The organism is Hymenobacter norwichensis DSM 15439 (genome assembly GCF_000420705.1).
GTDB lineage: Bacteria > Bacteroidota > Bacteroidia > Cytophagales > Hymenobacteraceae > Hymenobacter > Hymenobacter norwichensis.
The window spans coordinates 42,247-54,383 of the sequence record NZ_ATVL01000014.1 but is presented as its reverse complement, the minus strand read 5'-3'; the positions used below and the strand labels follow the sequence as shown (position 1 = coordinate 54,383).

General features: G+C 59.5%; 13 protein-coding genes and 2 pseudogenes. 3 read left to right on the top strand and 12 right to left on the bottom strand.

The window, feature by feature from the left end; translation table 11 throughout:
• The first annotated feature begins 142 nt into the window (after positions 1 to 142).
• Positions 143 to 541 carry a hypothetical protein gene (locus tag G536_RS0125095; protein WP_022826368.1) on the top strand — a complete coding sequence of 133 codons (399 nt, stop codon included), beginning with the start codon at positions 143 to 145 and terminating at the stop codon, positions 539 to 541.
• Positions 542 to 1,063: 522 nt separating this feature from the next.
• Here the strand turns inward: G536_RS0125095 and G536_RS0125080 are convergent.
• Positions 1,064 to 1,480 (bottom strand): STAS/SEC14 domain-containing protein, encoded by a 417-nt coding sequence (locus tag G536_RS0125080; RefSeq protein WP_071837834.1) that lies wholly within the window; start codon positions 1,478 to 1,480, stop codon positions 1,064 to 1,066.
• Positions 1,481 to 1,635: 155 nt separating this feature from the next.
• On the opposite strand from G536_RS0125080, the gene G536_RS32425 reads away from it, so the two are divergent.
• Entirely contained in the window at positions 1,636 to 1,773 is a 138-nt protein-coding gene (locus G536_RS32425) for a hypothetical protein (RefSeq protein ID WP_022826364.1), read from the top strand.
• Here the strand turns inward: G536_RS32425 and G536_RS33135 are convergent.
• The 9 genes and pseudogenes from G536_RS33135 to G536_RS0125035 form a co-directional block, all read right to left on the bottom strand.
• A pseudogene (locus G536_RS33135) lies at positions 1,770 to 1,865 on the bottom strand (hypothetical protein); the annotation flags it as partial. The gene G536_RS32425 and the pseudogene G536_RS33135 overlap by 4 nt on opposite strands.
• 24 nt (positions 1,866 to 1,889) lie before the next feature.
• Positions 1,890 to 2,276 (bottom strand): sensor histidine kinase family protein, encoded by a 387-nt coding sequence (locus G536_RS0125070; protein ID WP_169515169.1) that lies wholly within the window; start codon positions 2,274 to 2,276, stop codon positions 1,890 to 1,892.
• Positions 2,258 to 2,536, bottom strand: a complete 279-nt coding sequence (locus G536_RS0125065) for a diguanylate cyclase family protein (RefSeq protein ID WP_022826362.1) — start codon at positions 2,534 to 2,536, stop codon at positions 2,258 to 2,260. Before G536_RS0125065 ends, G536_RS0125070 begins: the two co-directional genes overlap by 19 nt.
• Before the next feature lie 6 nt (positions 2,537 to 2,542).
• Positions 2,543 to 2,716: pseudogene (locus G536_RS33130) on the bottom strand (PAS domain-containing protein); the annotation flags it as partial.
• A 189-nt stretch (positions 2,717 to 2,905) separates the two neighbouring features.
• Positions 2,906 to 5,518, bottom strand: coding sequence for a hypothetical protein (locus tag G536_RS0125060; protein ID WP_022826361.1), 2,613 nt, complete (start codon positions 5,516 to 5,518; stop codon positions 2,906 to 2,908).
• A gap of 774 nt (positions 5,519 to 6,292) precedes the next feature.
• A complete protein-coding gene (locus tag G536_RS0125050) occupies positions 6,293 to 6,931 on the bottom strand; it encodes an MOSC domain-containing protein (RefSeq protein ID WP_022826359.1) in 639 nt (212 codons plus the stop codon).
• Positions 6,932 to 6,962: 31 nt separating this feature from the next.
• Positions 6,963 to 7,484: a nuclear transport factor 2 family protein gene (locus G536_RS0125045; protein ID WP_425402145.1), complete on the bottom strand. Its 522-nt coding sequence runs from the start codon at positions 7,482 to 7,484 to the stop codon at positions 6,963 to 6,965.
• An 83-nt stretch (positions 7,485 to 7,567) separates the two neighbouring features.
• Entirely contained in the window at positions 7,568 to 8,449 is an 882-nt protein-coding gene (locus tag G536_RS0125040) for an alpha/beta fold hydrolase (protein ID WP_022826357.1), read from the bottom strand.
• 234 nt (positions 8,450 to 8,683) lie between these two features.
• Positions 8,684 to 9,223: a TetR/AcrR family transcriptional regulator gene (locus G536_RS0125035; protein WP_022826356.1), complete on the bottom strand. Its 540-nt coding sequence runs from the start codon at positions 9,221 to 9,223 to the stop codon at positions 8,684 to 8,686.
• Positions 9,224 to 9,878: 655 nt separating this feature from the next.
• Here G536_RS0125035 and G536_RS0125030 point away from each other — a divergent pair.
• Positions 9,879 to 10,913 (top strand): NAD(P)H-dependent flavin oxidoreductase, encoded by a 1,035-nt coding sequence (locus G536_RS0125030; RefSeq protein ID WP_211223360.1) that lies wholly within the window; start codon positions 9,879 to 9,881, stop codon positions 10,911 to 10,913.
• Between the two features lie 91 nt (positions 10,914 to 11,004).
• On the opposite strand, the gene G536_RS32410 is transcribed toward G536_RS0125030, so the two are convergent.
• Entirely contained in the window at positions 11,005 to 11,535 is a 531-nt protein-coding gene (locus G536_RS32410) for a hypothetical protein (protein ID WP_033370832.1), read from the bottom strand.
• Positions 11,536 to 11,684: 149 nt separating this feature from the next.
• On the bottom strand, positions 11,685 to 12,101 hold the full coding sequence (locus G536_RS0125015) for a hypothetical protein (RefSeq protein WP_169515168.1): 417 nt from the start codon (positions 12,099 to 12,101) through the stop codon (positions 11,685 to 11,687).
• Positions 12,102 to 12,137: the final 36 nt, after the last annotated feature.

Below are 12,137 nucleotides of genomic sequence, written 5' to 3'. Positions count from 1 at the left end.
TTCTGTCAACTCTGCTTGGGTAGCTACCGCACCAGTGTGGATGCTTGCCCTGCACAGTAACCTATTTGTCTACTGTGCAGATTGCAAGCACCAAGCTCTCGCGTAGATTTAAAGAACAATCTGCTCCTGCTTACTTCGCCCAATGCCACAGTTGTACTTTGAAAACGCCGTGGGACGTATCTACGCGCACCCCGACGCCTACGCCCTGATCCACTTCTACCCCGGTCCCCGCAGCTTACTCGACTTCCAAGAATTTCTCTCGCACACCGGGCTGCTGCTCCAGCGCCGCCGCTGGCACAAAACGCTCAGTGATCAGCGCCAGCTCACCCCTTACACCAAAGACGAGCAGGCCCTACTACTCGACTACTGGCAGGCCCGCCACTTCACCCACGGGCGCACCATCAGCGCCATATTATTCGCGCCCATTGATACCACACATTGCGCCTTCATCCAGGTGTGGGAAGAATCCCGGGGCTCGGTTCTGTACCGCCTCTTCGACGACGAACCCACGGCCGCCGCTTGGCTGCTAGTTCAGTCCTAGCCGGATTTCTGGGTTGGCTATGTCACATTTAATGGCGGTTTGTATATCCCACAGGTACGGTAACGTGGAGAAGGACTCGGCGGCGTCCTGCATTCTACTCAAATGATGATACAATCCAGTAATAGTACTAGTCGCAAAAGCAGGAGCATTGTCCTTTCTCTTGGTGGCGGTACCACCGACCTTTGATGGCATAAACGCCATCAATTGCCCTCCGCTCACCACCACACTGACTTGCCCCATGGAACTGACCGCCCTCGCCCTATTTCTAACTGCTACCCCTCAAGCTCTCCAGGTACTGCCTGCTTTCCCTGCCAGCAACGGCAGCCTTGTGTTCCAGCCTGAAGAGCAGCCCACCCTGCACCAGGAACAACCCGTACGCATCGGCACACAAGGTTCGCAGCCTTACCGGTTACCCCTTGCAGCTTAATCCTCATTCGACCTTTCTTCCACGGAGCCCCTGCTATGAGGGGCTTTTTTTATGCATAATAGGTGCCTATGCGGGGTTAATGGCCGTCCATCTGCTTACTCCTCTTGCAACGTAGCTGGCTGGGCCACCAACCAATCAATAGCATCAGCTTCCTGCTCCGCTTCGAAATAGTGGTAATGGATGCCAAACTGTTGGCGCACATATTGCCCAAACGAGGACACGGCTAGCTTCACGAACAAGTCGTAAGAAGCAAGCACAGCTCCATAGCCATAGTTAGTCTGGTGCATACAGCGGGGAAACCAGTCACTCACCAGCCACTTGCAGTCTTCCTCACTGTACGGCGCCACTTGTCGGTGGTCAATAAGCATACGGCCGCAGTGGGATCTTTCAAGCAACTGTAGCGCCTGATTGAGCAACTCCCGAACCTCTGTGCTAGACACCTTTTGATGCCATACCAGCCGTACATATCCCGCTGGCTCAAGCAGCAGATAGCCGGCAGTATTCGCAATCATAATTCATTCATTTTATTTGAAAGAGTGGACAGCACGTAACCGCCAAATTACAAGAACCCACTCACTCAGCCAACGCGCTGACACTACCGAAGCCAGTTTTCAGCTTCGGCCCTGGCCCAGGGCAGCTACACATCTGCCTTGCAGGGCCCGCCCCTATGCTATGCGTAGCGGGCTTGCAGACCCGGCTGGAGAATGGCACGCGCACCTTCTACCCCGTCGACATCGACTACGGCAGCTTCGACAACTGCGGCCTGGCCGCAGTAACGATCAGCCCTAGCAACGTGCTGGTTTAGCCCCCAACCCCCTGCCGAACCGAGGGGCTGAATTTTTCGAATAGCTGCTCCTGCAACGCTTCTGGAATACCAATTCCGTTGTCCTGCACCGTTAGCGGTGCCCAGCCTGCCCACTCCTATAACCCAACGGTAATCTGCCCGCCGGCCGGCGTGAATTTCAGGGCGTTGCTCACCAAGTTGTCCACCACCCGGCCGAAGATGTCGGCGTTTAGTTGCGCATGCACGGGCTGGGGTGGTAGGGACAGCAAGGGGGCAATGCCTTTGTCGTGAGCTACTAGCTGATGGGGTTCCAGCCGCTTTTCTATAAAGGTATTGAGATTGGCGGGTTGCTTGGGTAGGTGGCGGGCGTCGAGTGAGCCCAGGAACAGCACGTCTTTCAGCAGCTTGTCGGCTTCAGCACACGCCCAGCGGATTAGCATCATGTAGCGTGTGGCCTCTTCCGCATTGCGTTCCAGAGGTTCCACTACGGCGTCTAGTTGACGATCTAACAGATCGGTGAGCAACTGAATTGGGCAATGGGTGTCTTCAGATCATGCGTTACCAAGTGCATGATGGTTTCCTGTGCGTCGTAGAGGCGCTTCAACGACAGCTCCAGGATTTTTCGGTCGCTGATGTCCTCTAACTGCGTGTAGCCCAGTTCCTCGTCCTCATCCGGGAAGCGAATGGACGTCACCTGGCACCAGAAGGAGGATCCGTTGCAGCGCACCAGACAGGTTTCCAGCGTGAAGTGCAGCAGCTTGTGCGCCCAGAGCCGGTCCTGCAAAAAGATTTAGTCGGCCCGGTGGTCGGGGTGGGCAAACTCCAGGATTTTGTGGCCCACTAGATCCGCTTCACTCGGACAGCCTAGCATATTCACCACCGCGCGATTAACCTGTTGGATAGTCAGGTCCGGGGTAGTGATTTTCTGCCCTAGGGGAGAATTCTCAAATACCGTCCGGAACCGGGCCTGCCGCCGCTTGTCTTCATCGTTGCCAAGCGCAACGCCTCGGCTTTGAAGGCGTTGCGCTTGCGCCGTTTATTCAGCGTGGTCTTGCTCTTTTTTGCGAGCATGGCTCAGAAAATATACGTCCGGCTTCAGTATGCCTAACTTCGCCCCCTCACTTAACAGCACAACAGGTCGGTTGCTACGGGACTACTTTACTAATAAGCGCTGAAGAGGACCACCACCGTACAGCAGGTAAAGACCAGCAGGCAACCCGTGCAGGTCTAGTACAGCCTCGAGTCCGGCGGGGGCGGGGTAGCGGCGCACGGTACGTCCCAACGCATCGGTGAGGGTGAGGGCTTGGCGGGGGGCGCCGGCGGGCAAGCGTAGCGTGGCCGTGCCGTGGGCCGGGTTAGGGAAAAGCTGCGCGGCGGGCGCGAGGTTGGCGGCGGTAGTGGCCAGCGAGACGTTGGGGTCGTAGATGGCGAAGCGCGCCATCAGCTTGCTGCCATCACCAGTCGTTGTAAAATCGCCTCCGACGTATAGTTTTCCCATAGAGCCAGTAGCCAGAGCGTAGACCTGCCTGTTTACCCCGGTTCCTAACGGACTCCAAGCGGTACCGTCCCATTTGGCTACCTGGTTGACGGAAACTCCACCTGCTTGGCTCAAGTAGCTGCCCCCCACATATACATCGCCATTGCTGGCGGTTGCCAGCGCCACCACATTACTGTTTACCCCATTGGTCGGGCCCGTGCCCAGGCTATTCCAAGTGGTGCCATCCCACCGGGCCACCCTATTGGCCGCTATTCCGCCGGCTTGGGTGAAGGTGCCACCCACGTACACGTTGCCGTTGCCAGCCACCGCCAGCCCCAGTACGTTGCTGTTCAGGCCCGTGCCCAGGCTACTCCAAGCCGTGCCATTCCACTTGGCTATGGAACTGGCCGCGATGCCACCCGCCCGGGTAAAAGATCCGCCGACGTACACCTCACTGTTGCCGGCTACGGCCAAGGCAACGACGCCCACATCGACACCATTTGCCGCGCCGGTACCCAGGCTGCTCCAGGTGGTACCATTCCACCTGGCTACATTATTGGCAGTCACGCCGCCGGCCTGGGAAAAGGTGCCCCCCACGTATACATCGCCGTTGCTGGCGACTGCCAGCGCCCTGACAAAATTGTTCACGCCATTAGATGGGCCAGTGCCCAGACTACTCCAGGCGCTGCCGTTCCAGCGCGCGATGTAATTGGCCGGCAGCCCACCCGCTTGCGTAAAGCTGCCGCCGGCATATACATCACCGTTACTCCCTACGGCCAGCGCGACGACCTCGCCGTTCAGGCCATTGGCCGGGCCACTACCCAAGCTGCTCCAAGCACTACCGTTCCATTTGGCGATGTAATTGGCCGCGGCTCCGCCAGCTTGGGTGAAGAATCCACCCACATATATATCACCATTAGCGGCCACGGCCAGGGCATCAATTTGACGGTTCAGACCGTTGCTTAGCACAGCGCTGCCCAAGCTGCTCCAGGCGGTACCATTCCATTTGGTCAGGAAGCTGGTGGCCGCACCACCCGCCTGGGTGAAGTCCCCGGCGAGGTATACATCGCCATTGCTTCCCAGTTGCAGGGCAAACACCTCGCCGTTGGCTCCGTTGGTGGCACCGGTGCCCAGCGTGTTCCAACTGGTACCGTTCCACCGGGCTACGCGGTTGGCAGCAACCCCACCCGCCTGTGAGAAGCTGCCGCCAACGTATACATCGCCGTTGCTGGCTACGTCTAAGGACAGGACGCCGCCGTTCACGCCATTGGCCGTGCCGGTACCCAGGCTGCTCCAGGCATTGCCGTTCCATTTGGCCACATTGCTGGCCGCGGCGCCGCCGGCCTGGGAGAATACCCCTCCGGCATACACTTCACCATTGCTGGCTACTACCAGTAGCCTCACGTCCCCATTCACGCCGCCGTTCAGGGTGCTCCAAGCGGTGCCGTTCCATTTGGCCACGTTGTTGACCGTCATCGAACCGGCAATGCGTGGGTAGCCGCCCACGTATACATCGCCGTTGCTGGCCACGGCCAAGGCCAGCACGCCTGTATCTACTCCATTGGAAGCACCCGTTCCCAGGGTGCTCCACCCACTGCCGTTCCAGCGGGCTACATGCCCGGCAGATAGCCCACCGGCCTGGGTGAAATCGCCCCCGACCAATACATCGCCATTTCCGGCGATGGCCAATGCCGAAACGCTGCCATTCACGCCATTGGCGGCACCGGTGCCCAAACTGCTCCAGGTGGTACCATTCCATTTGGCCACGTTGTTCGCCGCGCTGCCATCAGCCTGGATAAAGTCGCCCCCTGCGTACACGTCTCCATTGGGAGCAACGGCTAACACCAGCACCGTGCCCTCCGCGCCACCATTTGCCATGCCCGTGCCCAGACTGCTCCAAGCCGTACCATTCCATTTGGCTACATAAGCGGCCTTTATTCCGCCTACCGACGTAAAGGCGCCACCAACGTAAATATCATTACCTGACTGCACAATGGTTTTTATAGCGGTATCGGCCCCGTTGAACAGGCTGAATCCGCTTTGCCACCGCTCATCCCCCGCCCCCGTGGTACCGGCCGGCTGAAATACCGGGCGCCCATCCGGTGCGGTCCCCATCCTAAACTGCCGGGCATCAAAGGAGCCGTTGGTGCCGGGCCGTAGGGTGCCGTCGGAGTTCAGCGCGTCGGCCAGCGGACGGCCAGCAGCAGGCGGCGTAAGCGCGGCGGCTGGACCAGCCCATCCCAGTATTAGTAGCAACAACAGCAGGGCGTAGCGTATGGGAATTTTCATGCGTCGAACGATAGGTGAGAAGAAAGTGGAAGATAGCGGATTATGGCTCCGGACCCTACAATAGACCACCAATAGCCATTCAACATTCACAACAGCTTTGGCCTTGATTAACAGATTGGTACAAAAGGTAAAACGACGAGTTAGCAATCGTCCTCAACTTGCCCCCGAATACTGCCCATACCTCAACTGAGCCAGTATTTCCCTGATTTTCCCTCTAAGTCGAACTCGTCCTAACGAGTAAGCGATACCCATCTTTTCAGCAAGTCATTCCCTCGTCTAGCCTGGGTCAACCTGTTAGGCATTAGCCCTGCTGTAGGCAGCATCGCTGAACGTACCGAACAGGTCAACAAGGTGGGGCCAGCACGATGCCTAAGAGGTTCCACTTTCTGGCCCCCATTTCTGCCTGCACAACCGCCACCGATTGGTGGGGTCCAACAAGGCGCACCTTCCTGGCCTCCGCCGAAGCAGCGCTAGCTGGCAATCGTGCATCAGCTGAGTGGTCGTCCGTTTGGCCTTTGTACCAACCCTTTGCCGAGGCTGCGTCTTGCGTAGCCCCGCCTACCATAGAGGGTAAGCCACGACAGTAGTGCCGTAATGTGCTGCGCCTGGCTTAAGGGTATGGCCAAGACCCAAAAGCAACGGCAGATGCCAGCATAACCCCTACAAGTACCCGTCTCCCAGCTTAAAGGGCAGGGCCGAAGTGCGGTTGGCCAAGCTGGCTTAGGATGCAGGAAACGAGCAGTAGCCTGGCGTGAAAGTGGCTTTTTGCTAGGCCTAACGGCTAGTTAGGTTCTGTTTCAACCAAATCGGCAGGTGCGGCATGGTTAGCAGTTCGGCCAGCTGGGCGGGCTCCAGGACCGTAGTGCGCGAGAGAATAAGCTGCGACAAGTATTGAATGGTGATAGTAGTAGGCGCCTGTTCGAGCAGCACCAGCGCGTCGCCGGCCTGCACGGTGCCGGGCTCCACAACGCGGAAATAGATGCCGGGCCGATTCAGGCGGGCAAAGCGGGCGGCCATACCCCCGTCGTCGAACCGGACATTGAGCTTGTAGCAGGGCTGACGGGGCTGTACCGCCCGCAGCCGCGCCGTGCCCAGGCCATACACATCGCCGACCCGCACCTCGGTTTCGAGCAGCCCTTCCGTGGTGAGATTCTCGCCAAACAAGCCCGGCGACCAGTCGGTCCACTCGGGCAGCAGGGCGCGCCAGGCGTCGTAGTGCGCCCCATCGTAGGCGTACACGGCTTTGTCGGGGCCGCCGTGAACGGTCAGGTCCGCTTGCTGGTCGCCGGCCAAGTTCACGCCGGCCAGCGCCACCGGCCCGGCCACGGGCTGCTTGAAGATGGCCGTGGTAATAGTGCGTCCGTTCCACTCAACAGTGCGCGGCCGGCCGACATTTACGGATAGAAGTTGCATGGGCGAAGTAAAGTTAAAACGGGGTCCGCATTTACCGCAACCGGCGCTCGTCTTCCCGAATGGGCGCGTCGTTGATGCTGGCGTAGCGGCGCTGCATGAGGCCATCGTCGGTAAATTCCCACATTTCATTGCCATAGGCCCGAAACCACTGCCCGGCAGCGTCGTAGTATTCATACTCGAAGCGCACGGCAATACGGTTGTCGGTAAAGGCCCACAACTCTTTTTTAAGCCGGTAGTCCAACTCCCGCTCCCATTTGCGCGTCAGAAAGTCCCGCACCGCCGCGCGGCCGGTGAGGAACTCCGCGCGGTTGCGCCACTCCGTATCGGGGCCGTAGGCCAAGCTGACTCGTTCGGGGTTGCGGCTATTCCAGGCATCTTCGGCGGCCTGTACTTTACGGGCCGCTGTTTCGGCCGTGAAGGGAGGGAAGGGCGGGCGCGCTTCGGCCGCGTGCTCGGGCTGGGCCAGCACGGCCTCCCACATCGTGTCACCGCATTCTTCATGCACAAATGGCTGCTCGTCGGCTGGTGACGGGATAGGGTTAGTTGATTCCATGGGTTGAGGTAGTAGCTAAGAAGTTGTTAGTTGAACTTGGGTAAGCAGGAGCGGGCACCATTCGGGGCGTGAGGAGTGGCGGCCTACAGCACCCGCGCCAGAAAATCGTGGATAAGGTCGCCGATTTCAGTTGCGTGGGTTTCAAGGGCGAAATGGCCGGTGTCGAGCAGATGTACCTCCGCGGCGGGGTTATCGCGCCGGTAGGCGTGCGCCCCGGCGGGCAGGAAGAACGGGTCGTGTTGGCCCCACACGGCCAGGGTCGGCGGACGGTGGGTGCGGAAATACTCCTGGAAGCGCGAGTACAGCACCACGTTGCGTTGGTAGTCGCCGAAGAGGTCAAGCTGCACTTCGTCCTGGCCCGGGCGCGCGAGCAAGGCGCTGTCCAGGGCCGGGGCTTCGGGCGCCAGCAGGGCGGGGTCGGTTACGCCGTAGGTGTACTGGTCGCGGGTGGCCTCGGGGGTTAGGAGCACGCGCAGGCTTTCGCGGTTTTGAGCGGTGGGCTCCTGCCAGTAGCGTTGAATCGGGTTCCAGCCCTCGCTCAGGCCCTCTTCGTAGGCGTTGCCGTTCTGGCTGATGAGGGCCGTGATGCGCTCGGGATGGGCCAGCGCCAGCCGCAAACCCACCGGGGCGCCGTAATCGAACACGTACAAGGCGTAGCGAGTGAGCCCCACGGCTTCGGTAAAGGCCCTCATAACTTCGGCCAGGTGGTCGAACGTATAGGCGAATTTTTCCCGCGCCGGGGCACTGGAAAAGCCAAAGCCCGGCAGGTCAGGCGCCACCACGCGGTAGCGGTCGGCGAGCAGCGGCAGCAAGTCCCGGAACATGTGCGAGGACGAAGGGAAGCCGTGTAGCAATAAAATGGCTGGGTGGGCTGGGTCGCCGGCCGCGCGATAAAAGATGTCGAGGCCATCGACGGCGACAGTCTCATACCGCACTGTAGGGCGCGTAGAGGGGGAAGTTTCCATGGGTTTCAAGGAATAGGAATGTGATGCCCGCGAACCAAACCACCACGGGCTTGAGCACAACGCTAGCAGATAGGAGCAATTCTCCCGATTTTGTTCTGGTTTAGTGCCTGCTCATTGTGGCCGTTTGCGGAACAGTCTTGCAGGAAGACCGTTCCGCTCTGGCTTAAGCCGGGAGCGGAACTGGCAGATTAACTGAATTTGGACAGACCGGTCTGTTTTAAAAGGGTAAAAAAATTACAGGAGTCGTTCGACTAGGCGCCGAGCGGTAGCTACGGGCGTGAGGTCACCGCGAATTTGACTGCTTATCAAGGCCCCTTCGAATAGCAGGGTTATTTCTTCCGCTAGGCTTTCATCAGCTAGCAATTCAGCAAACACCCGGCCCATCCGGGCTTTGTGCGCCTGAATAAAGGTTCGGATGGCCTGCTCCTCGGGCGCCAGCTGCACTACAGCATTCTGAAAATTGCAACCGCGAAAATTCACGGCGACCAAGAACTCCTTCAGCATGTCAAACACGGCCAGCACTTTTGCTTTCGGGGAGTGGCCTTGCGCCACCGCCTCGCTCACCTGTTGAAACCACTGCTGGCTTACTTGCTGGAGATAGGCGTGGAGAATATCGTCCTTGGTGCGAAAATGCTGGTACAGACTGGCTTTGGCTACGCCCGCCTCGGCGATGAGCTGGTTGATGCCCGTGAGGGGGTAGCCCTGCTGGTAGAAAAGCCGGGCAGCCGTATCCAGGATGCGCTGGCGAACAGTGGGAGCGTCTTGCGTTTTCACTGGGCAAATATACGCGGATAGAATAAAAACAGACAAGTCTGTTCGCAACTTTAATTTCTGTTTAATAGGTCATTATTAAACAACTAGGGCAAAACCTCCGGCTTAAGTAAATGACTGCCTGATTCTTATAATTAGCATCCCACTTGACAATATGTTATCAAGTTGTGGTCAAAAGATATTTTTGTGGAAATGGAAGCTCATAACGACCATTCCGATAGTAGGCCACTACAACGAAGAGGAATACCAAAAAATACTAGGCAAACTAGTCGTCTTGGCATCAAAGTCATCTGTGTATCTGAACAATGTCCTTATAGTGGGATAAAGCGGAGCGGTCTACGATAACTTCTTCGCTCATTCCTCCTTAGCATGAAACAACCGCTACAGTTGACTCATCCATGCCTTTCACTGGTGAGAGGACTAGCACGCCATAGAAAGCACGTTAAGCCGTATCTGTTCCAGGCAACGCGCTGATCCGCCGCGTTCGTTGGGGGACAGTACACGGGCAGTGTGTTCATACATCCACCGACTCCTATTTCAGCGGTCCATACCCGGTGGTACGTAGATAGGCACAGAGCGCCACAGTCCTGTATGTTAGTTGCTTGAGTTGCCCTCGCTAGCCCTCTTTGTCATGAATGTCTTTTGCGTGCGTTTAGGCTTGTCCGTTCCCCTGATTCAGGCCCCCATGGCGGGCGTCTCAACCCCGGCCCTAGCCGTAGCCGTGTCGGAGGCCGGAGCCTTAGGTTCTTTCGCCGCCGCGACCCTGACTCAGCCCGCCGCCCTGGCTCAGCAACTAGCGGCGCTGGCCGCGGCGACCGACCGACCCATCAACGTCAACTTGTTCTGTCATGCGCCCAGCCCGGCCGACCCGGCCCACGACGCGCAATGGCTCACCTACTTGACGCCCTTTTTCACCAGCCTGCACAGTACCCCGCCCCCGCAATTACAGGAAGTCTACCCGAGCTTTCGCGCTAATGAGGCGCTGCTGGACGTGCTGGTGCAGGCCCGGCCCCAGGTGATCAGCTTCCACTTTGGTCTGCCCACCACGGCGCAGCTGACGGCCCTACGCACAACCGGAGCCGTGCTGCTAGCCTGTGTCACGACCCTGGCCGAGGCACAAGCCGCGGAAGCGGCTGGAGTCGATATGCTCGTGGCGCAAGGCGTGGAAGCAGGCGGGCACCGGGGTACGTTCGACCCCACAGTGGAGCCCAACATCGCCACGCTGGACTTGACGCGGCAGCTGGTGCCGCAAACGCGCCTGCCGGTCATTGCGGCTGGGGGCCTTATGGACGGGGCCGATCTAGCAGCCGCGCTGCGGGCCGGCGCCGTGGCCGGACAACTTGGCACGGCCTTCGCGGCTTGCCCTGAATCGGCTGCTTCCCCCGCCTACCGGGCGGCCCTATTGCACCAGCCCCCATTGCCTACCGCGCTAACCACCGTCATTTCCGGCCGCCCGGCGCGGGGGCTGGTGAACCGTTTTATGCAGGAGGTCGACCAGCCGGGCCGCCCGCCGGTGGCGACGTACTCGCGGGCCTATCTGGCCGGCAAGGCCCTGGTGGCGGCAGCTCAGCAGGCGGGCGAACCGGGATTTGCTGTGCAATGGGCCGGCACGGGCGTCGGCCGGGCGCGGGCCTTGCCGGCCGCCGAGCTAGTCCGCACTCTAGCCGCCGAGTTACAGCAGGCGCTGGCGTAATCGGGTAGGGCGAGGGCTGCTAAGGGAGTTACCGACCGCACTGGGTTAGGAAGGCAGGACCAAAGAGACAACCGCTGTTTCTTTTCTGGCCTTACTTCTTAGCCCCGGTTTTTAGTGCTCTTATCGCGAAACGGTAGGTGAGGAAAAGGGCCTTAAACCGATGACTAAATGAACGACCTACATCTCCAAATCTGTCCGTTTTCACTAGACCAACTCTTCTTACACCGTCCATAGGTTCAGGCTCAGACAGCCACAGGCGCCCAGCCAGCCAGCCCAGTGCGCCATAGGTGAGCAGCAAGTACCAGGCTACGGCCAGACGCCGAAACTGCTTGAAGTATCGCACCGTGAGCCCCACCCCGTCCACGAACAGCAGCGGCTCCAGCGCCGCGCCCAAGACTACCAACAGGCCCGAATAGCCGTCCGTCGAGAGGTGGTCGAGGTAGTTGATCAGGGCCCATACGGCAACCTCAAGGCAGCCCGCGCCAACAGCGGCAACAGACGAGGGAGCACCTGTACCCGCGGAATCTTCCGGCGCAGTACCTGCACCACACTCACCAGCGCGGCCAGGCTGCTGGTGAGAATCAGCACCTGCGACCCGGCCAGCAGGGCTAGGGGCAGCCACAACTATAATCCGGCGGCCAGCGCGTAATCCCCAGCGGGTAACCTCGCCTCGATCAGTACCCGCTGGCCTTCTTTATCTTGGGTGAGTACTAGCGTGGCCGTGTGTGCCCCAAGCGGCGGAACGTGAGCGGGCCGGTGGGCAGCAGCGTGTCAACCGAGCCGAGCAGGGACTTGTTCACCAACATGTTGCCTACCTGGCACAGGTGCGTGCCCCCCCAGCAAGTAGTCGGCAAGGCCTGTAATCTCGTAGCGCGGGGCCGCACTCCGGCAATGGCCCAGATACGGCGCCACGGCGGCGGCATCGACCGGCACGCGGGGCAACGGCACGGGCGCGAGGAGCGACTGCAGCAGAAAAGCTTGCACTAACTGCTCTAGTTTCAGAACGCGCTGTTCGCCATTGTTGGAGAAGGCGTAGCCCACGCCCAACGCGTGGTTGTAGCCGAAGGCACTGACGAACCCGCCTATGCCGCCGCTGTGGCCTCGGAACAGCGCCTTACCTTGAAACCCGAGGGGAAAGTTTGCCAGCCCGTAGCCGGTGCGTAGGCCGGCCCGCTCGGAGAGGGGCAAATGCGCTGTTTCCAACTCGTGCAGGCTGGCGGGCTG